Source organism: Agrobacterium sp. H141 (genome assembly GCF_057158725.1).
Genome location: NZ_CM169893.1, coordinates 553,532 through 579,442, shown reverse-complemented (window position 1 = coordinate 579,442; position 25,911 = coordinate 553,532). Strand labels below are relative to the sequence as shown.

The following is a 25,911-nucleotide window of genomic DNA, read 5'->3' as shown; positions in this document are numbered from 1 at the left end:
CGCTCAGGTCCGCGCCTCCTTGGGAGCAGCACCGGCCATGCCCATGGGAAGAGCGTCTTCGCCTTCCTTGGCATCCATATAGTGCTTTTCAGCCACCGGCCGCACCAATGCGTTGGCGATGAGCCCGATAACCAGCAATGCCGCCATCGCGTACATCGTCGTGTTGTAGAGGCTGGATGTCGGATCGACAGTGCCGGCCGGTGCGATTTCCATCAGGCGAGCAATTGTCACCGTCTTGGCAGCAATCAGCTGATCGAGCTGATCCATACCGGCACCGAACTTCTGCTGGAATGCTGCCGGATCGATCTTCTCCGCAAGAGCGCGAACAGAGGTTCCAATCGACATGTCACGCAACTGCGTGATAGCGAGCGGACCGAGAACGCCGGCCGTGCTCCATGCCGTGAGCAGGCGACCATGGATACCACCAACATATTTCGTACCGAAGATATCGGCGAGATAGGCCGGAATGGTAGCAAAGCCGCCGCCATACATCGTGAAGATGATCATGGTTGCCGCATAGAACATGACCAGCCACATGACTGCAGGATTGACGCTGACCTGCGCTGCTGCATATGGGATCGACAGATAAAGGAGAATGCCGAGGATGAAGAACACATAATATGTGTTTTTCCGCCCGATATAATCCGATGTGGACGCCCAGAAGAAGCGACCGACCATGTTGAACACAGAGATCATGAAGACGTAGGTCGCCGCGAAGGTTGAGTTGACCACGAGCGGCAACGTCGTCCCGAAGATTTCCGTCATCATCGTCTTAGCAACCCCGATCACACCGATACCGGCAGTCACGTTGAAGCACAAAACAATCCACAGCAGATAGAACTGCGGCGTCTTGAGCGCCTGGTTGATGTCGACGTGACGCTGGGTGATCATCCGCTTGGCAGCATCATTGGCCGTTGGCGGTGTCCAGCCTGCAGGCTTCCAGCCTTCGCGCGGAACGCGATAGGAAAATGCCGCGATGATCATGACGATGAAGTAAGCGATACCGAGGGTAAAGAATGTCATCGCAGCACCGGTATTACCCGTGCCAACGACATAGACGCCTTCCTGCAATGGCACTGGCGTAGACGCCAGCTGCTTGGCGGTCGCGGTGACCACTTCCACCATCTGTCCATTGACCTCGGCCAGACGACGACCGCCTTCGGTGACCATGGTCACTGCACCTTCAGCACCAAGATACTGTGGTGCCTGATAGTAAAGAGACAGCAGGGTTTCCTTGATTGGCGTGGCGATCATCGCACCACCACCAAAACCCATGATGGCAAGGCCCGTTGCCATTCCGCGACGGTCCGGGAACCAGCGGATCAGGGTCGATACAGGCGAAACATAGCCCAGACCGAGGCCGCATCCGCCCAGCACGCCATAGCCGAAATAGAGAAGCCAAAGCTGATGGGTGAGGATGCCGATACCACCGATGATGAAGCCACCACCCCACAGGAATGCAGCAGTCACACCGACCATACGGGGGCCGACTTCTTCAAGCCACTTGCCGGCAAACGCCGCTGCAAGGCCGAGAAAAACAATAGCGACCGAGAAAATCCAGACGACAGACTGCAGCGCCCAGTCGGATGACGAGGCAGCGACGACGCCGAATTCCTTGGTCAGCGGTGGGTTGAAAATACTCCAAGCATAAACTGAGCCAATACAAAGATGGATCGCGATCGATGCCGGCGGTACTTTCCACCGGTTGAACCCCTCTTCAGCGATAATATGCTCTTTTTTGAGTTTATTGAACATAATAGGTCAGCCCTCCTAGCTGATAACCATCTTAAACGCGTATTGCCGCCAACACCGGCAACAACCCGACTGGCATCAGATTTTACAATCTGTGCCGTATCCCCTTCTCCCTGGGTGTCCCCCAATGCGAAGGCGGAATTTACTCATTCCGGAAGCGTGGCTTCCGACAATGCTTCTCCAGCAATGGATCCCTTGCCCTTGCTGGAATTTGCAGCAGCACCAGATCCAACACCTGGGCCACTTTCCTCATTCGGTCTTTTGACCAGAACCGCCGCGTCAAGAACGAGACGATCAAAACCCTCGCCACCATGATCGACCAGTTCGAAGAACCGGCGCCGCATGCGGGGCTCCCAGAACTTGTTGATATGGGTCGCAATACCTTCCAATCGGGTATCCGCCGGCTGCGATTTGAAGAAGGTCGCAATCTGGTTCGCCATGCGAATAAGCTTCTGGGTGACATTGTCATGCGACATCGGAAATAGCCTCCAGTCTGATCCGCTGGGGATGGGTAAAAATCTCAAAATCATTGCCACGCACGACGGCGGCAAGCGTGATGCCCGCGGCCTGCGCAGTGCGGATGGCAAGAGCGGTTGGTGCCGAGACAGCAGCAAGCACTGGGCTGCCCAGAAGAGCCGCCTTCTGAACCATTTCAACCGATACCCGGCTGGTGACCGCGACGATGCCTTCGGCACCGGCCCGGCCGCCCCGAAGCACGGCACCTACCAGTTTATCCAGAGCGTTATGCCGCCCCACATCTTCGCGGGCAGCAATCAGTCCTTCACCGGGGATATAGAAACCTGCACCATGGACGGCATGCGTCTGGCGATTAAGCGCCTGCGCGCTTGAAAGGCCCGCAACCGAGTTGACGATGTCGTCAGCACAGACCGCAAGCTGAATCTGTTCGACCGATTTCACCGTCCGCAGCGCCTGTTCGATGGATTCGATACCGCACAAACCACAGCCAACCGGTCCCGCCATATGCCGTCTGCGGAGACGCAATGCATCGGAGGCATCGTCCACCAGCTGGATCTGGACATCCAGCCCCTCCCCATGCACCTCAATCTGAATGTCCTTGATCTCTGTGGCGGTAGAGATGATCTCTTCCGTCAAGCTGAAGCCAACGGCAAAATCCTCAAGATCTGCTGGTGTCGCCATCATGACTGCATGGGTGGAGCCACCGTAGGAAAATGCCACCGGGATTTCTTCCGGCACAATGCGCTCACCGTCCCGCATAACGCCGGAATGTTGTGCCAAACGCCGCACAGAAATTCCCGTGGCAGGAAGGCCGATCACTCAGCCGCCTCCATCTTCCCGGAAATCCTACGTGATTGACGGCTAAGTTCCTCATAATCCTCCTGCCATTCGGTCGGACCGTTTGACGGCGAGATCTGCACGGCAGTTACCTTGTATTCAGGGCAATTGGTCGCCCAGTCGGAAAAGTCCGTGGTGATCACATTCGCCTGCGTGCCCGGATGGTGGAAGGTGGTGTAGACCACGCCCGGTGCCACGCGATCCGTGATCAAGGCGCGCAAGGTCGTGTCTCCGGAGCGGCTGGCAAGCTTCACCCAGTCGCCATCCTTCACGCCGCGCTGTTCGGCATCGTGCGGATGCATTTCCAGCAGGTCTTCGGCGTGCCAGGCCACGTTCTCTGTCCGTCGTGTCTGCGCACCCACATTGTATTGCGACAGGATACGACCAGTCGTCAAAAGCAACGGGAAGCGAGGGCCGGTACGTTCATCGGTTGCGACGTATTCCGTGCGGATGAACTTGCCCTTGCCACGCACAAAGCCATCGACATGCATGACCGGCGACCCCTCGGGGAACTTCTCGTTACAAGGCCACTGAACCGAACCCATCTTTTCGAGATAGTCGTAAGACACGCCGGCAAAGCTCGGGGTCGTCGCCGCGATTTCGTCCATGATCTGCGAAGGATGCGTATAGTTCCAGCCAAGCCCCATGGCTTGAGCGAGATGCTGCGTGACTTCCCAGTCGGCATACCCGTTCTTCGGTGTCATCACCTTGCGCACGCGATTAATGCGGCGTTCGGCGTTGGTGAAGGTGCCGTCCTTTTCAAGGAAGGTGGAGCCTGGCAGGAAAACATGAGCATAATTGGCCGTCTCGTTGAGGAAAAGGTCGTGCACCACGACACATTCCATGGCCGCGAGACCGGCTGAGACGTGTTTAGTATCCGGATCGGACTGCAGGATATCTTCACCCTGTATATAGATGCCCTTGAAGGTGCCCTCGACAGCAGCATCCAGCATATTAGGAATACGAAGGCCCGGTTCGTTGTTGAGCTTCACGCCCCACAATTTCTCGAAAATATCGCGCGTCGCATCGTCGGAGATATGGCGATAGCCGGGCAATTCATGCGGGAACGAGCCCATATCGCAAGAGCCCTGCACATTGTTCTGGCCACGCAGGGGATTCACCCCAACGCCTTCGCGACCAATATTGCCCGTGGCCATCGCAAGATTGGCAATGGCCATGACGGTGGTCGAACCCTGGCTATGTTCGGTTACACCGAGACCGTAATAGATCGCACCATTGCCACCGCGGGCATAAAGGCGGGCAGCACCACGAAGTGTTTCTGCGGGAACGCCGGTGAACTTTTCCGTCTCTTCCGGGCTATGCTCAGACGAGCCGACAAAAGAGGCCCAGTCTTCAAATTCCGACCAGTCACAACGTTCACGGATAAAGGTTTCGTCGTAAAGGCCTTCCGTGACGATGACATGGGCGAGTGCCGTCAGCACGGCAACATTGGTGCCGGGCTTCAATGGCAAATGAAAGGCGGCTTCGACATGCGGTGTACGCACGAGATCGATGCGGCGCGGGTCGATGACGATCAGCTTGGCACCCTGCCGAAGACGCTTCTTCAAGCGCGAGCCGAAGACCGGATGACCGTCGGTCGGGTTCGCACCGATCACGACCACCACATCGGTCTGTTCGACGGAATCGAAATCCTGCGTCCCGGCGGATGTGCCAAAGGCCTGACCAAGACCGTAACCCGTCGGCGAATGGCACACGCGCGCGCATGTATCGACATTGTTGTTGCCAAAGCCCGCACGGATTAGTTTCTGCACCAGGAAGGTTTCCTCATTGGTGCAACGCGATGACGTGATGCCGCCGATCGACTCGCGACCGTACTGATACTGGATCCGGCGGAACTCCGAAGCCACATGGGCATAGGCCTCTTCCCACGTCACTTCACGCCAGGGATCGGTGATCTTTTCCCTGACCATCGGATTGAGAATGCGATCCTTGTGGGTGGCATAGCCATAGGCAAAGCGACCCTTGACGCAGGAATGGCCACGATTGGCCTTGCCGTCCTTGTAAGGCACCATGCGCACGAGTTCCTCGCCCCGCATTTCCGCCTTGAACGAACAACCAACGCCGCAATAGGCACAGGTGGTTACGGCAGAGTGCTCTGGCTGGCCGATCTCGATGACGGATTTTTCCGTGAGCGTTGCTGTCGGGCATGCCTGCACGCAGGCCCCGCAGGACACACACTCAGAGTCCATGAAAAGTTCGTGAGCACCGGGAGAGACACGGCTGTCAAAGCCACGACCTTCGATGGTCAAGGCGAATGTACCCTGCACTTCTTCACAGGCCCGAACGCAACGGGAGCAGACGATGCATTTGGAAGGATCATAGGTGAAGTAAGGGTTTGACTCGTCCTTCGGCATCCAGCGCGCGTTCGCATCGCCACCGTCTCGCGCCTTGACGTGGTTCTCACCCTCATAGCCGTAACGCACATCGCGCAGGCCAACAGCGCCAGCCATATCTTGCAGTTCGCAATCGCCATTGGCAGCGCAGGTCAGACAATCGAGCGGATGGTCGGAAATATAGAGTTCCATCACACCCTTGCGGATCTGCTTCAGGCGATCCGTCTGTGTGTGAACGACCAGGCCTTCGACGGCGGGCGTGGTGCAGGAGGCTGGGGTCCCATTGCGTCCCTCAACCTCCACCAGACAGAGTCGGCATGACCCGAAAGCATCCACCATGTCGGTCGCACAAAGCTTCGGCACCTGTATACCAGCATCCCTCGACGCGCGCATGATCGACGTCCCTTCGGGCACGGTCACCTTCTTGCCGTCAATCGTGAGTGTAACTGTCTTTTCCGATTTCGAGGCCGGCGTTCCGTAGTCGATTTCGTGAATAAGGGACATTGTCTTACTCCGCTGCTTCAAGGGCCGGCTGAGGGCCGAAGTCTTCGGGGAAATGGGTCATGGCGCTCATCACCGGATAGGGCGTAAAACCGCCGAGCGCACAGAGCGAGCCGAACTTCATTGTATTACAGAGATCGGCCAGCAGAGCCCGGTTCTTCTCCGGTTCGACACCCTTGGCGATCATGTCGACGGTTTCTACGCCGCGGGTGGAACCGATACGGCATGGCGTGCACTTGCCGCAGCTTTCGACAGCGCAGAATTCCATGGCAAATCGGGCTTGCTTCAGCATGTCCGCGGTCTCGTCGAACACGACAATACCGGCATGGCCAATCAAGCCATCTTTCGCAGCGAAAGCCTCATAGTCGAATGGCGTATCAAACAGTTCGCGCGGGAAATAAGCCCCAAGAGGGCCGCCAACCTGCACTGCTTTCACAGGGCGCCCGCTGAGCGTGCCGCCGCCGATATGATCGACAATCTCGCCCAGTGACAGACCAAAGGCCGTCTCATAAAGACCGCCATATTTAACATTTCCGGCAATCTGGATCGGGATGGTGCCACGCGAACGCCCCATACCGAAGTCACGGTAGAATTCAGCGCCCCGGTCCATGATGATCGGGACAGACGCAAGCGACAACACATTGTTGACGACAGTCGGCTTGCCCATAAAGCCTTCCAGCGCGGGCAAAGGAGGTTTGGCACGCACGACGCCGCGCTTTCCTTCCAGACTGTTGAGAAGGGACGTCTCCTCGCCGCAGACATAGGCACCGGCACCGGCACGAACCTCCATATCGAAGGCATAGGAAGAACCCAGCACCGATGATCCCAGAATTCCGGCATCACGGGCAATACGGATGGCTCTGCTCATCGTTTCGATGGCATGCGGATATTCCGAACGGGTGTAGATATACCCCTTGGTCGCGCCGGTCGCGATGCCCGCAATGGCCATGCCTTCGATCAGAACGAAGGGGTCGCCTTCCATGATCATCCGGTCGGCGAACGTGCCGCTATCACCTTCGTCGGCATTGCAGACGATGTATTTTTGATCCGCAGAGGCGCCGGCAACTGTCTTCCACTTGATACCCGTTGGAAAGCCAGCCCCGCCGCGCCCCCGAAGTCCGCTCTCTGTGACTTGTGTGACGATATCCACGGGTGCCATGGCAACCGCATTCTCCAGCCCTTTCAGGCCCTGATAATGGCGGTAATCGTCAAGCGACAACGGGTCGGTTACGCCGCAACGGGCGAAGGTAAGCCGGGTTTGCTGACGAAGAAATGGAATTTCCTTCGTCAGCCCCCGACAGAGTTCATGTTTTCCGCCATTGAGGAAGTCGGCATCGAAAAGGCCCGGTACATCCGATGCGTTCACCGGACCATAGGCAACGCGGCCATGATCGGTGCGAACTTCAACCAGTGTTTCCAGCCACAGCATTCCGCGCGAACCGTTGCGCACGATCTTTGCATCGATGCCGCGTGACGAAACTTCTCTTTCGATGGCCGCAGCCACCTTGTCTGCACCAACGGCAAGTGCAGCAGCATCGCAAGGAACGAAAATCACAGTTGTCATCGTGCGGCCTCCGCAATCAGCGACCTAACATCATCTGCCGTGAGACGACCGTGGACCTCACCATCCAGCATTGCGGCAGGCGCACAGGCACAAAGCCCAAGACAGAAAACAGGCTCAAGAGTAACTGAGCCGTCTGCCGTAGTCTCATGCCAGTCGATGCCAAGGCTCTTCTTCACGGAGGATGCAAGAGCGTCAGCCCCCATGGACTGGCAGGCTTCCGCGCGACAGAGTTTTAGGACATGCCGACCGGCGGGATGGCTGCGGTAATCGTGATAAAAACTGACGACACCATGCACTTCGGCACGAGACAGATTAAGCGCATTCGCGATCACCGGCTTTGCCTCTTCAGGCACAAATCCAAAAGCATCCTGAATAGCATGCAGGATCGGCAACAATGGACCTTCCAGGCCACGCAGATCTTCTATGATCGAGATAGTACGCGCCGACACATCGTCAGCGGACAAACGAACATTCATTCGCTATGCCTCCCACCGGCTGACAGCATAAGCTCTAAGCAGTCGCGCCAGCACCTGTTATGAATTGCTTACAAAGACCGCCATCCCACGGTCTTCTTATCCTGCCGGGGAGAGTGTGCGACAGCAAACCAAGGGTCAATATCGCTGTTTCGTTACGCGATAGAAAAAAACTATCAAAATTTCTCGTCTTCCGCGAGCCGACGTGCCTCATGCAACAGAGCGGAAACCAGTGGCGTATGGGGTTCGCGATGCGGCGCGACCAAACCGACGAGATGCTCGACATCGGGTTCAATTATCGGAATCATGCGTATTTCAGCTGGAAATCCAAAAGCCTGGGCGACATTTTTAGGCATTATGGACGCCCATTGCCCCGTTCTGACGTGAGAGAACAACACGATCATCGAATTTGATTCGAGCGTTGGCTTGATGATAGCGCCCGCTTCCTGCATGTGCTGATTGATTATTCGGCGGTTTTGCATGTCCGGAGTTAATAGGCAAAGCCGAAGATCAGCAACGTCGTGCCAGGTCACCGCGTCCCGGTCCGCCATAGGCGTGCCAGCAGCCGTGATGAGATGATAACGCTCGGCATATAGCGAAACGCTGGTGACCCGGCCAAGCGGCTCATTGTCGAGATAGGTTATACCCGCATCGACTTCGAGATTCTCCAACAGGCTGAGCACCTGAAGTGAATTCCGGGAGCTGACCGAGAAGGTCACATCTGGGTGCTTTTTCTGAAAAGGCTCGGTTATGCGCGGCACCATGGCCAATGCAGTCGGGATCACCGCAAGGCGGATATGGCCAGAGAGACCACGCCGCACCGTTCGCATCTCCTCGCGCATGGTGCGGGCATCTCCAACAATGCGGCGCGCCCATTCAAGCACGCGCTGACCCTCGGGCGTAAGCCCCTGGTAACGCGAGCCACGCTGCACCAGCATAACACCCAACTGATCTTCAAGCTGCCGAATGGCCGCAGACAGTGAGGGCTGCGAAATCCCGCATTCCTGCGCCGCCCGACCAAAATGCCGTTCGCGCGCCAGTGCTATGAAAAATTCGAGTTTGTCGATCATCCGCCTCTTCCTGATCGAAAGGCTTATCACGCCAATGATCTGACGCAAGGCGGTGTGGCCAGATGGCTTGCCCGTCGCGTTTGCCGTGTTGCGGAACATTGGCAATCGTCTGGGGATTTGCAACAGTATCGCAAGCCGAAGGGCCAAGGCAACGAATGGGAGGAACCGAGATCATGACCTTTAAAGCGCTTCTCGTCAGCAAAGGCGAAGATGGAACGATCAGCCAGGCGGTGGAAACGCTGGAAGACGACCGCCTGCCTGAAGGCGACGTGACCGTTTCAGTCGAATACTCCACGCTGAATTATAAGGACGGCCTTTGCATTACGGGCAAGGGTGGACTGGTCCGCAACTTCCCTCATATCCCAGGGATCGATTTTGCTGGCGTGGTGGAAAGCTCGAGTGATGATCGTTACAAGGCCGGAGACCGGGTTATTCTGACAGGCTGGCGAGTCGGCGAGGTTCGCTGGGGTGGCTATGCGACCAAGGCCCGCGTAAAGGCCGATTGGCTGGTTCATGCGCCAGATGGCCTTTCCGCACGGCATGCGATGGCAATTGGCACAGCTGGCCTAACGTCCATGCTGGCGGTAACGGCCTTGGAAAATCACGGGCTGACACCGGAAAAGGGCGAGGTTCTCGTCACAGGGGCGGCTGGAGGCGTCGGATCGACAGCAGTCGCGATCCTTGCAAACCGTGGCTACTCCGTTGCGGCCGTCACGGGACGGCCGGAGGCCGGCGAATATCTGAAATCGCTGGGTGCAACAACAATCATCGACAGATCAGAACTGACGGAGACCTCGCCAAAACCGCTTGAGAAAGAGCGCTGGGCCGGGGTGGTTGATGCTGTTGCCGGCGATATGCTCGGACAGGTTCTCAAGCAGGTTCAATATGGAGGCGCAGTAGCAGCCATCGGCTTGGCCGGCGGCGCTCCGGTTGCAGGTTTTACCATCACGCCATTTCTTCTGCGCGGTATCAACCTTCTTGGTATCGACTCGGTGATGAAGCCCTATGCAGACCGGGTCACCGCATGGTCGCGGCTCGTACAAGATCTGCCTTTAGACAAACTTGACGACATGACTGTCGAATACGGGCTTTCGGACCTGCCTAAACTTGGATCGGACATTCTGAAGGGTCACGTAAAAGGCCGTGCGGTAATCAATGTCCAGAATACGTGATCGGAAACTGGATTGTCGGTTAAGCGTGATCGGCAATTTCGTCCGGTTTGCAATACATTTGATAGAGCAGTGACACGATATCATTCACGTTGGGATTTGCGATGCTGTAAAAAATCTGGCGTCCGTCCCGACGTGTTTTTACGAGATCTTCCATACGGAGCCTGGCAAGCTGCTGCGAAACAATTGCCTGCTGCATATTCAGGATCTTTTCGATTTCACCGACCGTTCTCTCTCCGCGACTGAGGATACACAAAATCAATAACCTGGATTCGTGTGAAAGGGCTTTCAGCAACTCGCTTGCCTCTCGTGCCCTCCCCATGAATTCTTCAAGCTGTTCGTGTGTCATCTCTGCAGTTAGTTCTGGCAAAGTTACGTTTGCACTCGCCGACAATGAATTTCTCCCAAACGTGATCGCGGCGCAGTCTGTTCCGGCACGGAAACAGAATCGACCCCGACAAAAGGTGTATTTTGGCTGGAAATTCTACCGGGAATGGTACTTGACGCAATCACCCGGAGTCAGATCGGCACAGAATCTGCACGCTCTTTCAATATTGAGGCGCTGCGATGCAGCGCCTCCCGCTCGTCGTAGTCAAGATCCGGCAACAGATCCGACAGGACCCCATCACTCCCGACAATGCGTGGAAGTGAAAGCGCGACGTCCTGCACACCAGCGACCTCTGCGGTGACAATGGAAACAGACAGGACATCCCGCTGGTCGTTGAGGATTGCGCGAACGATACGCGCCAATCCGGCACCGATGCCGTAATAGGTCGAGCCTTTTCCGTTGAGAATCTTGTAGGCCGCGTTGCGTACCCCATCATCGATATCCTTGCGGATATCATCCGTGATCGGCCTGCCCAATTGTTCGGCTAACGGCAGAAGCGACACAGATCCGGCCCGCGCATTGGACCAGCCGAGCACTTCGCTATCGCCATGCTCTCCCAGCACATAGGCATGCACCGACTGAGGGGACATCCCAAGATGGCGGCCAAGCAGGCTTCGGAAACGAGCGCTATCCAGAATAGTGCCAGACCCAATCACCCGCTCAGGCGCAAGGCCAGACAGCCGTGTCGCGATCTGCGTCATGACGTCGACCGGATTGGTGGCGATCAAAAGGATGGCGTTGGGCGCGGCTTTCAGGACTTCGGCGATGACGCTGCGGAAAACAGCGGCATTGCGTCCCAGAAGCTCCAGCCGCGTTTCACCCGGCTTTTGACCGACGCCAGCGGCAATGATGACGACCCGCGCCTCCGCCAGATCGACATAATGACCGGCCCGCGCCACTGTGGGCGAAAAGAAGGGAACGGCATGCGAAATATCCTCTGCCTGCGCCACGGCCAGGGCTTCATTCATGTCGACGAGAACGATCTCGCTGGTGATCCCCATCAGCGCCATCGCATAAGCTGCGGCGCTGCCAACCATTCCGGCACCAACAATTCCGACCTTCATGAAATCTGTCCCCTGAATATGAGTTTGGAGAATGTCCGGTGAAGTGTGACATTCTCCTGTTTCAATTGCCAACGGCTATCTTCAAACTGTGGATCGCGACTGAACTGTAATTGGGTGATCGACGAACGATGCGGAAGCTTCCGGCCCTGTCTGCAATGAAGATATTCGAAGTGGTCGGTCAGACCCGCAGCTTTACGCGCGCTGCCGAGCGACTGAACCTCACCCAAAGTGCGGTCAGCCGTCAGGTGAGAAACCTTGAGGACCAGCTCGGCGAGACCCTTGTCTTGCGCAAGCATCATCATCTGGAGCTCACGGCGTCCGGCGCAGAACTGCTGGAAGCGCTCCAACAGGCTTTCCACGGCGTCGAACTTGCCGTCAGAAACATTGCGGAAAAGAACAACAAGAACCGCTTGCGCATCAATGCGCCACCCACATTCGCCAGGCGCTGGCTGATACCTCGCATTGCACACTTAAGGGAATCCTTGCCGGACATCGATATCAGCATCACTACCGACCTTCATGATAGTCTGGCGGAAAGCGGCATGCTGGATTGCGCAATCCGCTTCGGCGATGGCGAGTGGCCGTTGCTGCGCTCTCAACTGCTGATGACGGAAAAGCATATCGCCGTCTGCGCGCCCTCACTTCTGGCCGACCTAACTTTGAATGAACGCCCCAACCTGTCCAAGCTCCCCTTCCTGCATGTCCTCGCATCCACCGATCAGCGTTATCTGACCTGGCAGCGATGGCTGGATGCTGCCGGCCTGAGCGAGACTGAGACGAAACGGGGTCTGGAGTTCGATCTTCTCGACATGGCGATTGAGGCCGCATGCAATGGACTTGGCGTAACCGTGGCTGATCGCTTCATGGTCGATCCCCTCATTGAAAGCAATGTCCTGACACAGGTACTGGATGTCGAAGTTGAGGGCCACGAATCCTACTGGCTTGCGACACGTGAAGGGCAAATGGAGAGCGCATTGGTCAAATCCTTCAGGACATGGCTTGTAGACCAAATTGGCATGGTCAGCCCCTCCTTTAATGGTGGCATTGCCCGCGCCTGAAACATTCGTTTTTCGAACTATTGACCTGAAAATTAGTCGCTTGCATGCGACCCACAATCCCTTCCAAACTGCACCTCGATGCGGCTGCTTCAGCTGATCCAGATGCGCTTTATGCCAATGTAAGACATGTCTGATGGTCGCTACACTGAACGGCTGCATACCATTTTCGAGGAGACACCATGAAGATCGCTTCGCTTCAGACCCACGTCGTTGCCACCCCACCCCCACATATTGGCGGCATGTACTGGATATTCGTGGAGCTCGAAACGGCCTGCGGGATCAAGGGAGTCGGGGAGCTCTATGACAGCGCCTTTCATCCGTCTGGTCTGGTGCCCCTGATTGAAGACGTATTCCAGCGCTACCTGCAGGACCACGATCCGCATCAGATTGAGCGTTTCTGGAGAGCGGCCTATTCCAGCGGTTTCACCCAGCGTCCCGACCCGACAATGATGGGCATTGTCTCTGGCCTCGAAATTGCCTGTTGGGATATTATCGGCAAGGCTGCCGACCGCCCTGTCGCTGACCTTCTCGGTGGCCCGGTCCGTGACAGACTGCGCGCCTACACTTACCTCTATCCGAAGAACGCGGCCGGCGAATACGATTACAACGATCCCGATCTGGCGGCTGAAGAAGCCATCCGTATGGTCAATATGGGCTTTACGGCGGTCAAGTTCGACCCGGCGGGGCCCTATACCAACTATTCAGGCCATCATCTCTCGCTTCCCGTGATGGACAGGTGCGAGGAGTTCTGCCGAAAGATCCGCGATGCCATTGGCAATCGTGCCGACATCCTGTTCGGCACCCATGGCCAGATGGTCCCTTCTTCCGCCATCCGGCTGGCCAGGCGGCTGGAAAAATATGACCCCTTGTGGTTCGAGGAGCCGGTGCCTCCCGGTCAAGAGGCGGCAATGGCCGAGGTTGCGCGTGCGACATCAATCCCTGTGTCGACCGGCGAACGTCTGACGACAAAATATGAGTTCCAGCGCATTCTCCAGAATGGCTCCGCTGCAATCTTGCAGATGAATGTCGCGCGAGTAGGCGGCCTGCTGGAGGCCAAGAAAATCGCAGGCATGGCAGAGGCGTTCTACGCCGAGGTCGCACCACATCTCTACAATGGACCCGTCGGTGCGGCTGCAAGTATCCAGCTGGCATCCACGCTGCCCAACTTCCTGATCCATGAAGCCATCCGCGACTTCGGTGATTTTCATGCCGAGATCCTGAAGAGAAAACTGACCGTCGAGGATGGCTACATCATTCCCTCGCGTGAGCCCGGCATTGGCGTCGAGCTAAATCTTGATGTGGTGTGCATGCATTCCCCTTATACGGGCCAGCGGCTGCATCTACAGATGGATGCCGAGCACGCCGATGTGAAGGCTTTCAATCCGGCCAAAGGCTGAAGCGCCATGTCGACATTCGACTTCATCGTCGTTGGCGCGGGCTCTGCCGGCTGTATTCTGGCAAATCGCTTGAGCGCGGATGGTCGCCATACCGTTCTACTGGTGGAGGCAGGTGGAAGCGACAATTCCTTCTGGTTCAAGATACCCGTGGGTTATGCCCGGAGCTACCACAATCCAGCAGTCAACTGGATGTACTCGACTGAGCCCGAGCCAGAACTTGGCAATCGCCGAATTTACGTGCCGCGCGGCAAGGTTCAGGGCGGGTCAGGCTCAATCAACGCCATGGTTTTCGTGCGTGGAGCCGCGTCAGATTTTGACGATTGGGCGGCCGCCGGAAATGCCGGCTGGTCGGCCAGTGACGTTCTGCCGTATTTCCGCAAGCTGGAAACCCATGCTGAAGGGCCATCAGAATGGCATGGCGGCAATGGTCCGATCCACGTCACCTCCATGCGAACCGGCGCTCACGCCATCAGCCAATCATTCATCGAAGCCTGCGAACAGTTGGGCTATCCCCAGAATCAGGATTTCAATGGTTCCGAAATCGAGGGCGCAGGCATCTACGATATCAACGTTCGACGGGGGCAACGTTCTCATTCGAGTGCCGAATATCTGAAGCCGGCTCTAACGCGACCTAATCTGAAACTCGAGTTGAACACACTGGTCGACGGGCTCCGGTTTGAAGCCGACGGTCGCGTTGGTGGAGTGGTGTTGCTGAAGAACGGCGAGAGACGTATCGCCAACGCGCGTCGGGAGGTCATTCTCGCAGCCGGCGCCATCAATACGCCGAAACTGTTGCAGCTGAGTGGGATTGGTGACGGCCCAGCCTTGCAGTCCCATGGCATCGAAACGAGACTCAACCTCCCGGCCGTCGGTAAAAATCTGCAGGATCACCTCTGTGCCAGCTTCTACTATCGGGCCAATCGTCCGACGCTGAATGGCAGTTTTGGAAGCTTGTTCGGACAGGCCGTTCTTGGCCTGCAATATCTGCTGACCCGCAAAGGCCCCTTCGCCATGAGCGTCAACCAGGCGGGGGCATTCCTGCGTGGTCATCCCAACGACACACGGCCCAACATCCAGCTTTACTTCAACCCCCTCTCCTACCGCATTCCCGCCTCACCGCGAGCGAAGATGATGCCCGAGCCTTATCCCGGTTTTTTAATCGCCTTCAACTCGTGCCGTCCGACCAGCCGTGGCGAAGTCACCATTGCATCGGCCGATGCGGCCGTTGCACCCAGCATCAAACCCAACTACCTGTCGACAGATCGGGATATTGAGGAGGTGATCCAGGGAAGCAATCTGGTGAGGAAGATTGCCGGCGCGCCAGCGCTTAGTGCGATAACCGAAGAGGAAGTATCGCCGTCACCAGCCGCTCAAACGAGGGAAGAACTGTTGCAATACTTCCGTGACAACAGTGGCTCGATCTACCATCTTTGCGGAAGCTGCGCGATGGGTCGTGACGAGACGAGCTCGGTCGTCGATGCGCGCTTGCGGGTGCATGGTATTCCAGGTCTTCGGATCATCGATGCCTCCATCTTTCCCAACATTACGGCGGGAAACATCAATGCACCAACGATGATGGTGGCCGAAAAAGGCGCAGATCTCATTCTCGAAGATACGCGGTGAGTAACCCGTGCCTTAACGAAAAAAGCCGAGCTATAAAGCCCGGCCTTTGACAACTTCAAGCGCGGCTTGCCGCTATCACAAAACCTGATCAGGCTGGCATGACAACACCGTTGAGGTGTGTCAGTTCCATCAGATACTGCTCGATGCGGGACTTGTGTTCATGCGATTCAGCATTCTCAAGCTCGGCGCGAGCTTCTTCGATGCGCTTCAGCAGCGTATCGCGGTTGAGATCGCTCATTGCAACTGCCGATTCCGCAAGCAGCGTACAGCCACTTGGAACGACATCCGCAAAACCACCGAACACAACGTATTTCGTCGATTGTCCGGATGCAGCCTTAACGGTCACGACGCCAGGCTTGATCGTCGTCATCGTTGGGGCATGATTGGCCATCACGGTCATCTCGCCTTCAGTTGCCGGAATGACGACCTCGGTCACCTTTTCCGACACCAACAGGCGTTCGGGCGATACGAGCTCAAAATCAAAACTATCGGCCATGACGGATCACTTCTTCAAATGAGGTTTGGGAAGGGGCGCGGAAAAGCGCCCCCGTTCCATTATCAAGCGGCTTCGGCAGCCAGCTTCTTGGCCTTCTCGACCGCTTCTTCCATGGTGCCGACCATATAGAAGGCAGCTTCGGGAAGATGGTCGTATTCGCCATCTGCAAGGCCTTTGAAACCCTTGATGGTATCTTCGAGAGAAACCAGCTTGCCAGGCGAACCTGTGAAGATTTCAGCAACGTGGAACGGCTGCGACAGGAAGCGCTCGATCTTACGGGCGCGCGCAACAGTAAGCTTGTCGTCTTCAGACAGTTCGTCCATGCCGAGGATGGCGATGATGTCCTGAAGTGACTTGTAGCGCTGCAGGGTCGACTGAACCTTACGGGCAACTTCGTAGTGTTCTTCACCAACGATCATCGGGTCGAGCATACGCGACGTGGAGTCCAGTGGGTCCACTGCCGGGTAAATACCCTTTTCAGCAATCGAACGGTTCAGCGTTGTGGTCGCATCCAGGTGGGCGAACGAGGTCGCTGGTGCCGGGTCGGTCAAGTCATCGGCGGGAACGTAAATCGCCTGAACCGAGGTAATCGAACCCTTGGTCGTCGAAGTAATGCGCTCCTGCATCTGGCCCATGTCGGTCGCCAGTGTCGGCTGATAGCCCACAGCCGAAGGAATACGGCCAAGCAGAGCCGAAACTTCCGAACCAGCCTGCGTAAAGCGGAAGATGTTGTCCACGAAGAACAGCACGTCCTGACCTTCATCACGGAAGGATTCAGCGATCGTCAGACCCGTCAGCGCCACGCGAGCACGAGCACCCGGAGGTTCGTTCATCTGACCGTAAACGAGAGCAGCCTTGGAACCTTCGGTCGAACCGTTGTTTTCGGTCGGGTCGAGGTTCACCTTCGATTCGATCATTTCGTGGTAAAGGTCGTTACCTTCACGAGTACGCTCACCAACGCCGGCAAACACCGAGTAACCGCCATGCGCCTTGGCCACGTTGTTGATCAGTTCCATGATCAGAACCGTCTTACCAACGCCGGCGCCGCCGAACAGACCGATCTTGCCGCCCTTGGCATAAGGAGCAAGAAGATCAACGACCTTGATGCCCGTTACGAGGATTTCAGACTCTGTCGACTGCTCGATATAAGCAGGAGCGTCCTGGTGAATGGAGCGCGTGCCAGAAGTCTTGATCGGACCAGCTTCATCAACGGGCTCCCCGATGACGTTCATGATACGACCGAGTGTTTCCTTACCAACCGGAACCGAGATCGGTGCTCCAGTGTCGGCAACTTCCTGACCGCGAACAAGACCTTCGGTCGAGTCCATGGCAATCGTGCGAACCTGGTTCTCACCGAGGTGCTGGGCCACTTCCAGAACAAGGCGGTTGCCCTGGTTCTGGGTTTCCAGCGCGTTCAGGATCGCCGGCAGTTCGCCATCGAAAGCCACGTCAACAACAGCGCCGATGACCTGGATCACCTTGCCGACAGAACCGGTAGCGGCCTTCGCTGCCTTAGTTTTAGGGGTAGCTGCCTTAGCCATTTGTCTTACCCTCTTTCCTTAACCTCAGAGCGCTTCCGCGCCCGAAATGATTTCAATGAGTTCCTTGGTGATCTGCGCCTGACGCTGACGGTTGTAGGAAAGCGTCAGCTTGTTGATCATTTCACCAGCATTGCGCGTCGCATTGTCCATGGCGCTCATCTTGGCACCCATTTCACCAGCAACGTTTTCGAGAAGCGCCCGGAAAACCTGCACCGAGATATTTCGCGGAATGAGATCCGCGAGGATCGATGCTGCATCCGGCTCATATTCGTAGACGGCAGATGCGCCGCTTTCCTCAGGTGCCTCAGGGGCAGACGCTGGGATCAGCTGCTGTGCAGTCGGAATCTGGCTGATCACGGACTTGAATTCCGAGTAAAACAGCGTGCAGACGTCGAACTCGCCTTTGTTGAACATGTCGATCACCTTCTTGGCGATCACATCGGCGTTCTCGAAGGCGATTCTCTTGACTTCACGAAGATCAGCGCGCTCGACGATCATCGGCCCGAATTCACGGCGAAGTGCATCGAAGCCCTTCTTGCCAACGCAGAAGAACTTGACCGTTTTGCCCTGTGCAATCAGCTTGCGAGCATGTTCGCGGGCGGCCTTTGCGATTTGGGCATTGAAGCCACCGCACAGACCACGTTCGGCTGTGCAGACCACGAGCAGATGCACGTCGTCCTTGCCGGTGCCTGTCATCAGCGCCGGAACCGAATCATCGGCTCCGACTGCCTGAGCGATATTCGCAAGGACAGCACCCATCCGCTGCGAATAGGGCCGTGCGGCCTCCGCAGCTTCCTGGGCACGACGCAGCTTCGCCGCAGCGACCATCTGCATCGCCTTGGTGATCTTCTGCGTAGCCTTGACGGAGGCGATCCGGTTTTTCAGATCCTTAAGTGAAGGCATCCGTTTATTCCGTCCCTTCTAGACTAAACCTCAAGCGAACGACTTGGCGAAAGTGTCCAGCGCCGCCTTGAGCTTGGTCTTAACATCGTCAGAGAGCGCCTTCTCGGTACGAATAGCGTCAAGGACTTCCTTGCCGTCCGCACGCAGGTAGGAAAGAAGACCCTGCTCAAACTTGCTCACCTGGTTGACAGCAACCTTGTCGAGGTAACCGTTCACACCTGCGAAGATAACAGCGACCTGCTCTTCCGTCTTGAGCGGCGAGAACTGCGGCTGCTTCAAGAGTTCAGTCAGGCGCGCACCGCGGTTAAGCAGACGCTGCGTGGACGCATCGAGGTCGGAACCGAACTGAGCGAACGCAGCCATTTCACGATACTGGGCAAGCTCACCCTTGATCGAGCCGGCAACCTGCTTCATCGCCTTGATCTGAGCGGCAGAACCCACGCGGGAAACCGACAGACCGACGTTAACAGCCGGACGAATACCCTGATAGAACAGATCCGTCTCAAGGAAGATCTGACCGTCGGTGATTGAGATCACGTTGGTCGGAATAAACGCCGAAACGTCGTTACCCTGAGTTTCGATCACCGGCAGAGCCGTCAGCGAACCGGCGCCACGCTCGTCAGACAGCTTTGCAGCGCGCTCGAGGAGACGCGAATGGAGATAGAAAACGTCGCCAGGATAAGCTTCGCGGCCCGGAGGACGACGCAGAAGAAGCGACATCTGACGGTAAGCAACAGCCTGCTTGGACAAATCGTCGTAACCGATCAGCGCATGCTGGCCCTTGTCACGGAAATATTCGCCCATCGTGCAACCGGCAAATGGCGCCAGATACTGCATTGGAGCCGGATCCGAAGCCGTAGCAGCAACGATGATCGAGTATTTGAGAGCGCCACGCTCTTCAAGAACCTTCACGAACTGCGCAACGGTCGAACGCTTCTGGCCGATAGCAACATAAACGCAGAACAGCTTCTCGCTGTCCGGTCCATTGTCGTGAATGGCCTTCTGGTTCAGGATCGTGTCGAGAATGATCGCGGTCTTGCCGGTCTGACGGTCACCGATAACCAACTCGCGCTGGCCGCGGCCAACCGGGATCAGAGCATCGATAGCCTTAAGGCCGGTCGACATCGGCTCATGAACCGACTTGCGCGGAATGATGCCAGGAGCCTTCACGTCAACGCGCGAGCGCTGTTTCGTGTTGATTGGGCCCTTGCCGTCGATTGGGTTGCCAAGGGCGTCAACGACGCGACCCAGCAATTCCGGACCGACCGGCACGTCCACAATGGCGCCAGTCCGCTTGACGGTGTCGCCTTCTTTGATGTCACGGTCGGAACCGAAGATAACCACACCGACATTGTCGGATTCAAGGTTGAGTGCCATGCCGCGAATGCCGCCTGGGAACTCGACCATTTCACCGGCCTGCACGTTGTCGAGGCCGTAAACGCGGGCAATACCGTCACCAACGGAAAGCACCTGGCCGACTTCGGAAACTTCAGCTTCCTTGCCAAAGTCTTTGATTTGATCTTTTAGAATTGCGGAAATTTCCGCGGCGCGGATATCCATCAGCCAACCTCTTTCAGTGCAAGCTTAAGGGTGGAAAGTTTGGTGCGAAGGGAAGAATCGATCTGACGGGACCCGACCTTGACGATCAGACCACCGAGGATCGACGGATCGACCGTGACATTGATCGTCACGTCCTTGCCGGTAATGTCCTTCAGCGCCGCTTTCAGTTGATTAGTCTGTTCTTCATCGAGTTCGTGCGCAGACGTAACGTCCGCTGTCAGTTCACCGCGATGACGGGCAGCGATATCACGGTAGCCCGCAATCATGCCCGATACGGCGAACAGACGGCGATTGCCTGCAACGACCTTGAGGAAATTGGTTGTCAGCTCGCCAAGGCCAGCCTTGGCGGCCAGCGCGGATACGGCATTGCGCTGATCCGCAGCCGAGAAGACCGGGCTGGTCACCAGACGCTTCATGTCGTCGCTACCGTCGATCATCGCCTGGAACTGATCCAGATCGCTTCCAACGGATTCGACCGCCGAGGCCTCAAGCGCAAGCTCGAAAAGCGACGACGCATAGCGCTCTGCCACGCCGGAAATGTGCTGGGATGTGTCTGCCACGGGCAAAAGTTTCCCTGATTATGACCCAAGCCTTGGACATCCGTGGAACGGATATCCTATCAACTTGATATCGTTTATTTTTCCCCCAGAAACGCAAGTATCCTTCACTCGCATTTTCCGAATTTCGCGGTCCGTCTAGCATAGGAAGTCAGGACTCGCAACACGCGTATGGCCGGAATAATCCTTAAGAACAATACCGCTGGGGCAAAATAACGGCGAATTGTACGGGAAGTCGGCATTTCATGTGCTTTTCCCCATATCAGATCAGTTGGAAGACGTAGACCAGTGGAAATGCGGCGAGAATGACCTGCGCAATCAGGAGTAGCAGATTGCGCCAGCTATTGGCGGAGTCCGACATGATCGACAGTATCCGTGCGAAAGCCGCCATCGCAAAGGCGGCACCGATTGTCAGATAAATCAGGTCCTGGGCCAACAGCACGGCAGCAAGTCCGCTGCCGGCATAAAATCCACCAATGGAGCGCGCTTCCGAAAGTCCTTCATTGCGATTGCCACGCCTTTGAAGGCCGAAAAATGCCAGGCAAAGCCCCGGCGCGAACATGAGAATGAGCCCGAAGAGGATGGTGAAGGCCGCGCTGCAGAATGCTAGCTGCTCGCCAGTTTCGGTCGGGAAGTAGAATTCCATGGATATCCCCTGCGTGGTACGAATGTTTCGGTGCTAGTAGCATGGAATGCACGCGATCCGTAAGCGGCGGAGCTGCAACAACTCTACAGAAAACTCTGAGGATCGATGTCGACCTGAACATTGATCGATCGCCGCTCCTTGGGTCCGTTTGCGAGCATGACCTTGAGGAACGACTGCATATCGCTGTTGCGGCGTCCGTGGATGAGCAGGCGGAACCGGTGTCGTCCACGGATCAGGGCCAGCGGAGCTTCTGCCGGCCCCAGAATTGCAATGCCGGACACCACCGGCGCTGACTGCCGCAACTGGCGCGCATGTGTTTCTGCATCGGCACGATTGTCTGCTGAAACGATGATTGAAGCCAGTCGCCCATAGGGCGGCAGATTGGCCTTTTCCCGCTCATGGATCTCCCGGTCGTAGAAAGCCTCTCCGTCTCCAAGCACGAGTGCCTGCATGACGGGGTGCTGCGGCTGGAATGTCTGCAGAAGACCGTGGCTCTTGCGCCCGGTACGTCCCGCACGTCCCGTAACCTGCGACAGCAATTGATAGGTTCGCTCAGCGGCTCTCGGATCGCCATTGGCAAGGCCGATATCGGCGTCAACGATGCCGACCAGTGTCATCAGGGGGAAGTTGTGACCCTTGGCGACAAGCTGTGTTCCAATGACGATATCCGCCTGTCCCTTGGTGATGGCCTCGAATTCAAGCCGCAAACGCTTCACGCCGCCAAGATCCGAGGAAAGGACGATAGTCCGCGCATCCGGGAAATGCTTCTCCACCTCTTCAGCGATCCGCTCGACACCCGGCCCACAGGCCACCAGATGGTCCAAGGTTCCGCATTCCGGGCAGGAATCTGGTGTGGGTTCTGCATAGCCGCACTGATGACATTGTATCTGCGTGCGAAACCGATGCTCGACGAGCCAGCTTGAACATTGTGGGCACTGGAAGCGATGACCGCAGACGCGGCATAGAGTAAGCGGAGCGTAGCCGCGCCGATTGAGAAACAGCAGCGCCTGCTCGCCACGCTCGACAGCTTTGCCCACTGCCTTCACCAGGATCGGCGAGAGAAACCCGCCGCGTTCAGGCGGATGACGTCGCATATCGACGAGATGAAGATCGGGCAACGCGGCATCGGCAAAGCGCGTTGGAAGATGGACGCGGCGATAGCGACCATTCAGGCAATTGACCTGCGTCTCAACAGATGGCGTCGCCGAGACCAGAATGACAGGAAAGCCGGCGATCCGCGCTCTGACAACAGCCATGTCACGAGCGTTGTAAAACACCCGGTCTTCCTGCTTGTAGGCCGGGTCGTGTTCTTCGTCGACAATGATGAGACCAAGATCCTCAAAGGGTAGAAAGAGGGCAGATCGGGCACCGGCCACAACCCTTATCTCTCCTGTGGAGACCTGACGCCAGACCTTCTCGCGTGTGCGGGTTGCAAGATCCGAATGCCACTCACCAGGCTTAGCACCGAAACGATCCTGAAACCGCTCGAGAAAGTCTGCCGTCAACGCAATTTCAGGGAGAAGGATTAAAACCTGCTTTCCCCGCCGCAGCGTTTCGGCAATCGCCTCGAAATAGACTTCCGTCTTGCCGGAGCCGGTGACGCCATCGATTACCGTCACGGAAAACGTGTCGGCAATCGATTCTTCGCAGATTTCCTTGGCGGCATCCAGCTGCGGTCCTTGCAGCCGCGCCGGAGCAAAATCCGGGTCAGGCTTTGCCACCAGCGGCGGCGGCGGCAGGAAAACAGTTTCGAAAACCCCATGCTTGGTCAGTCCGTCAACGACACTGAGCGACACCCCGGCCGCATTGGCAAGGCCGCCACGGGTCCAGGACAGGCCGTCTCCAGCAAGCTCCAGCACCTTGCGGCGCGCCGGCGTCAATTTCTCCGGCTCCACACCTGCAAACCTCAAACCTTCAATCATCGGTTCGGGATCAAAAGCAGCGGGGGCGCGCAGCGACATGCGTGTCACCAGTCCAGGCGGTGACAAAGTGTAGGCAGAGACCCAGTCCAGAAAAGAACGCATGTCCTTATCCAGTGGAGGGCAATCAAAGACTTTGGTGATCGAGCGCAGTTTCTTAGGATCGACCGCTGGCCCGTCCGCTTCGTCCCACACAACGCCAACGACCTGACGCGGCCCGAGGGGCACCTGCACGATCGAACCCGGCGCTATCGACGTCATGCCATCGGGAATACGATAGCTGTACGCCGTCGGCGCGGGCAACGGCACGAGCACCGGCACGGCAGGCGGATAGCTTTCCGCTCCAAACAGATCAGAAGAATCGTCATTCATGGGCGAGCAACTTGCATTGCACGGGCATTAAAGGAAACAGAAAACGCGATCAACGCTTGGTCGAAGCACAAGTCGCCTGTGCAAGGAAGTCAGCGTTGCGTCACCGAAGTTGGAGGTGCAGTTTTGATGCCCCGCGAAAAGACCGCATCACCGTCGTGAGCCAGAGCGTGCACCGTATGCCGTTCGAGTGCCGAAGTGACGTCAGTCAGGTCGCCTTCCAGCGCGTCGGGCTGAATGAGATTCCCGATAGTGAAGTCGAAGCAATCACCCTTCTTGTTCAGAAGTTCATAGAAAACGGTCATATCGCGTAACTCGGTCGACCATTTGGCGAACCAATAAAACAGTCCGGAATTGCGCGCAGTCATGTGGACAGGCAAGATCGGAAGGCCATATTTGCGCGCAAGGCCCACAGCCGAGCTTTTCCACGGTCGCTCGTTCAGTCGTCCGTTGGCCCAGTAAGCGATGCGACCTGAAGGAAACAGGATCGCAGCCTTCTGCTCCTCGATGGTGCGATTGGTGATCTGTAACGTCTCGCGTGCCTTGAGCTTGCTCTTGTGCTCATCCCGCCACTCTACCGGGATGATGATCTCCACCAATCGGGGATTGACGCGAATAGCGTCACGATTGGCAAAGAACATCATGTCCGGCCGGCGATCCTTCAGCAGATCGAATACCGCGACACCGTCAGCAATCCCCGTCGGATGATTACTGACCATCATAAAGCCACCCGACTTGGGGATACGCTCGGCATTTTTGACGCGGATGTCGAGTTGAAGGATGCGGCTGAGATATTCGAACGCCTGGAAGCCCGGCATATTGGCGACATCATCGGCGAACTCGATCGCCTTCCCATAGCGAAGCAATGTGTACAGAAACGGCCGCATCGCGGGCCAAAGTGGATGCTTGACGAGCTTTTCGCCACGCTCTGCAATCAATGTATCTACAATATGTCCTGGTTGCCCTTGGGAAACCAAAGCCACTGCTTCGGCAAATTGCCCGAACACAGTCATCGAATCTCGGCGCGCCATTCAAAACCCCGACGTCTGCAGATGAATTTCTATCGCAATGTAATGTGATCGAAGGATGACAGTTCCCTGCTGATGTTAGCCTTTTTATAACCGCTCAAGCGCAATGTGGAACACCTGCACACGAATATCAAAGAGTTTGCCTTTGTCCGAATTACTGACGATCGCTGCACCCGACCTCGTCAGCGAGCGCGCCGACTGGCTCGATGGGCTATCCAATGAGCGCCGCCTGGCGCGGCTGACCGTCGACGCCTACGAGCGGGACACCCGCCAGTTCCTGACATTTCTGACCGCCCATCTGGGCGGACCGCCAAGCGTCAAGGATGTCTCCGAGTTGCGTCCTGCGGACCTGCGCGCCTTTCTGGCCATGCGCAGAAAGACCGGCGCCGGCGCCCGTTCGCTGGCACGTCATCTGGCTGGCCTCCGATCTTTTCTGCGCCACCTTGAGCGCAAAGGCCTGGTAAACGCGGCAGGGGCAAGCGCCATCCGCTCGCCGCGCCAGCCAAAATCCCTGCCGAAACCACTGACAGACGTCCAGGCGCTCAAGCTGATGGAAACAGAGACGCAGATGAGCGACGAACCCTGGATTGCAGCTCGTGATGCGGCGGTGCTCGCTTTGCTCTATGGCTGCGGGTTGCGCATATCCGAGGCACTCGGGCTGCGCCCCATGGATATCCCGGCCAATGCCGCAAGTCTGCGGATCGAGGGCAAGGGCGGCAAGACGCGAGTGGTCCCGCTGCTTCCAGTCGTCCACGAAGCCGTGATCCAGTATGTGAAACTCTGCCCATACCACCTTGATGACCACATGCCGATTTTCCGTGGCGCCAAGGGTGGCAAGCTTCAGCCGGCGATCATCCAGCGCGGCATGCAAAAGCTGCGCGCGGCCTTTGGTCTTCCGGATACGGCAACGCCCCACGCATTGCGGCATTCTTTCGCAACGCATCTCTTGGCCGGTGGTGGCGACCTGCGAACCATACAGGAACTTCTGGGCCACGCCTCGCTATCGACGACGCAGGTCTACACCGGCATCGATTCGGTACGTCTGATGGAGGTCTATCAGCGAGCCCATCCTCGCGCCTGAGGCCAGCGTTAACCACGTCCATTAAAGGAACATGAGGGCATCGGGCTTATTTTGCCCGCAATACCCAGAGGAATTGAGCGACCA

22 protein-coding genes are annotated in these 25,911 nt (G+C 57.0%); 5 read left to right on the top strand and 17 right to left on the bottom strand.

Annotated features, from left to right (window positions below; all coding sequences use genetic code 11):
• Positions 1-3: 3 nt before the first annotated feature.
• The 7 genes from ACWPM9_RS02505 to ACWPM9_RS02475 all read right to left on the bottom strand — a co-directional run bounded on the left by ACWPM9_RS02505 (position 4) and on the right by ACWPM9_RS02475 (position 9,028).
• Positions 4-1,755 (bottom strand): OFA family MFS transporter, encoded by a 1,752-nt coding sequence (locus ACWPM9_RS02505; RefSeq protein ID WP_428188214.1) that lies wholly within the window; start codon positions 1,753-1,755, stop codon positions 4-6.
• A 143-nt stretch (positions 1,756-1,898) separates the two neighbouring features.
• Complete coding sequence (locus ACWPM9_RS02500) at positions 1,899-2,228, bottom strand: formate dehydrogenase subunit delta (protein ID WP_484756629.1); 330 nt, start codon at positions 2,226-2,228, stop codon at positions 1,899-1,901.
• Complete coding sequence (gene fdhD, locus ACWPM9_RS02495) at positions 2,218-2,988, bottom strand: formate dehydrogenase accessory sulfurtransferase FdhD (RefSeq protein WP_484757577.1); 771 nt, start codon at positions 2,986-2,988, stop codon at positions 2,218-2,220. The genes ACWPM9_RS02500 and fdhD overlap by 11 nt, the downstream gene beginning before the upstream one ends.
• 56 nt (positions 2,989-3,044) lie before the next feature.
• Positions 3,045-5,924, bottom strand: a complete 2,880-nt coding sequence (gene fdhF / locus ACWPM9_RS02490; protein WP_428188212.1) for a formate dehydrogenase subunit alpha — start codon at positions 5,922-5,924, stop codon at positions 3,045-3,047.
• Between the two features lie 4 nt (positions 5,925-5,928).
• A complete protein-coding gene (locus ACWPM9_RS02485; RefSeq protein ID WP_484756628.1) occupies positions 5,929-7,485 on the bottom strand; it encodes a formate dehydrogenase beta subunit in 1,557 nt (518 codons plus the stop codon).
• Positions 7,482-7,961 (bottom strand): formate dehydrogenase subunit gamma, encoded by a 480-nt coding sequence (locus ACWPM9_RS02480; protein ID WP_428188210.1) that lies wholly within the window; start codon positions 7,959-7,961, stop codon positions 7,482-7,484. The genes ACWPM9_RS02485 and ACWPM9_RS02480 overlap by 4 nt, the downstream gene beginning before the upstream one ends.
• A gap of 173 nt (positions 7,962-8,134) precedes the next feature.
• Positions 8,135-9,028, bottom strand: coding sequence for a LysR family transcriptional regulator (locus tag ACWPM9_RS02475; protein ID WP_428188209.1), 894 nt, complete (start codon positions 9,026-9,028; stop codon positions 8,135-8,137).
• Between the two features lie 170 nt (positions 9,029-9,198).
• Between ACWPM9_RS02475 and ACWPM9_RS02470 the strand changes: the two genes are divergently transcribed.
• Positions 9,199-10,200 carry an MDR family oxidoreductase gene (locus tag ACWPM9_RS02470; protein WP_484757576.1) on the top strand — a complete coding sequence of 334 codons (1,002 nt, stop codon included), beginning with the start codon at positions 9,199-9,201 and terminating at the stop codon, positions 10,198-10,200.
• Positions 10,201-10,219: 19 nt separating this feature from the next.
• On the opposite strand, the gene ACWPM9_RS02465 is transcribed toward ACWPM9_RS02470, so the two are convergent.
• Positions 10,220-10,546, bottom strand: coding sequence for an ArsR/SmtB family transcription factor (locus tag ACWPM9_RS02465; RefSeq protein WP_428188318.1), 327 nt, complete (start codon positions 10,544-10,546; stop codon positions 10,220-10,222).
• 170 nt (positions 10,547-10,716) lie between these two features.
• On the bottom strand, positions 10,717-11,649 hold the full coding sequence (locus ACWPM9_RS02460) for an L-lactate dehydrogenase (RefSeq protein ID WP_484756627.1): 933 nt from the start codon (positions 11,647-11,649) through the stop codon (positions 10,717-10,719).
• A gap of 155 nt (positions 11,650-11,804) precedes the next feature.
• Here ACWPM9_RS02460 and ACWPM9_RS02455 point away from each other — a divergent pair, with 155 nt between their 5' ends.
• The 3 genes from ACWPM9_RS02455 to ACWPM9_RS02445 all read left to right on the top strand — a co-directional run bounded on the left by ACWPM9_RS02455 (position 11,805) and on the right by ACWPM9_RS02445 (position 15,727).
• Complete coding sequence (locus tag ACWPM9_RS02455; RefSeq protein WP_484756626.1) at positions 11,805-12,707, top strand: LysR substrate-binding domain-containing protein; 903 nt, start codon at positions 11,805-11,807, stop codon at positions 12,705-12,707.
• A 179-nt stretch (positions 12,708-12,886) separates the two neighbouring features.
• A complete protein-coding gene (locus tag ACWPM9_RS02450) occupies positions 12,887-14,104 on the top strand; it encodes a mandelate racemase/muconate lactonizing enzyme family protein (protein ID WP_484756625.1) in 1,218 nt (405 codons plus the stop codon).
• A gap of 6 nt (positions 14,105-14,110) precedes the next feature.
• Positions 14,111-15,727, top strand: a complete 1,617-nt coding sequence (locus tag ACWPM9_RS02445; protein ID WP_484756624.1) for a GMC family oxidoreductase — start codon at positions 14,111-14,113, stop codon at positions 15,725-15,727.
• A gap of 88 nt (positions 15,728-15,815) precedes the next feature.
• Here ACWPM9_RS02445 and ACWPM9_RS02440 read toward each other — a convergent pair whose 3' ends face one another.
• From ACWPM9_RS02440 to ACWPM9_RS02405, 8 genes are all read right to left on the bottom strand, one after another.
• Positions 15,816-16,223, bottom strand: a complete 408-nt coding sequence (locus ACWPM9_RS02440) for a F0F1 ATP synthase subunit epsilon (RefSeq protein ID WP_428188204.1) — start codon at positions 16,221-16,223, stop codon at positions 15,816-15,818.
• Positions 16,224-16,285: 62 nt separating this feature from the next.
• Positions 16,286-17,764, bottom strand: a complete 1,479-nt coding sequence (gene atpD / locus ACWPM9_RS02435; protein ID WP_428188203.1) for a F0F1 ATP synthase subunit beta — start codon at positions 17,762-17,764, stop codon at positions 16,286-16,288.
• Between the two features lie 24 nt (positions 17,765-17,788).
• A complete protein-coding gene (locus tag ACWPM9_RS02430) occupies positions 17,789-18,667 on the bottom strand; it encodes a F0F1 ATP synthase subunit gamma (protein WP_428188202.1) in 879 nt (292 codons plus the stop codon).
• Between the two features lie 30 nt (positions 18,668-18,697).
• Positions 18,698-20,227, bottom strand: coding sequence for a F0F1 ATP synthase subunit alpha (gene atpA, locus ACWPM9_RS02425; RefSeq protein ID WP_428188201.1), 1,530 nt, complete (start codon positions 20,225-20,227; stop codon positions 18,698-18,700).
• A complete protein-coding gene (locus tag ACWPM9_RS02420) occupies positions 20,227-20,787 on the bottom strand; it encodes a F0F1 ATP synthase subunit delta (RefSeq protein WP_484756623.1) in 561 nt (186 codons plus the stop codon). Before ACWPM9_RS02420 ends, atpA begins: the two co-directional genes overlap by 1 nt.
• A 259-nt stretch (positions 20,788-21,046) precedes the next feature.
• Positions 21,047-21,430: an AGROH133_08824 family phage infection protein gene (locus ACWPM9_RS02415; RefSeq protein ID WP_428188199.1), complete on the bottom strand. Its 384-nt coding sequence runs from the start codon at positions 21,428-21,430 to the stop codon at positions 21,047-21,049.
• An 83-nt stretch (positions 21,431-21,513) separates the two neighbouring features.
• Positions 21,514-23,721 (bottom strand): primosomal protein N', encoded by a 2,208-nt coding sequence (locus ACWPM9_RS02410; RefSeq protein WP_484756622.1) that lies wholly within the window; start codon positions 23,719-23,721, stop codon positions 21,514-21,516.
• Positions 23,722-23,810: 89 nt separating this feature from the next.
• Positions 23,811-24,749 (bottom strand): GNAT family N-acetyltransferase, encoded by a 939-nt coding sequence (locus tag ACWPM9_RS02405; RefSeq protein WP_484756621.1) that lies wholly within the window; start codon positions 24,747-24,749, stop codon positions 23,811-23,813.
• Positions 24,750-24,891: 142 nt separating this feature from the next.
• Here ACWPM9_RS02405 and ACWPM9_RS02400 point away from each other — a divergent pair, with 142 nt between their 5' ends.
• Positions 24,892-25,827 carry a tyrosine recombinase XerC gene (locus ACWPM9_RS02400; protein ID WP_484756620.1) on the top strand — a complete coding sequence of 312 codons (936 nt, stop codon included), beginning with the start codon at positions 24,892-24,894 and terminating at the stop codon, positions 25,825-25,827.
• Positions 25,828-25,911: the final 84 nt, after the last annotated feature.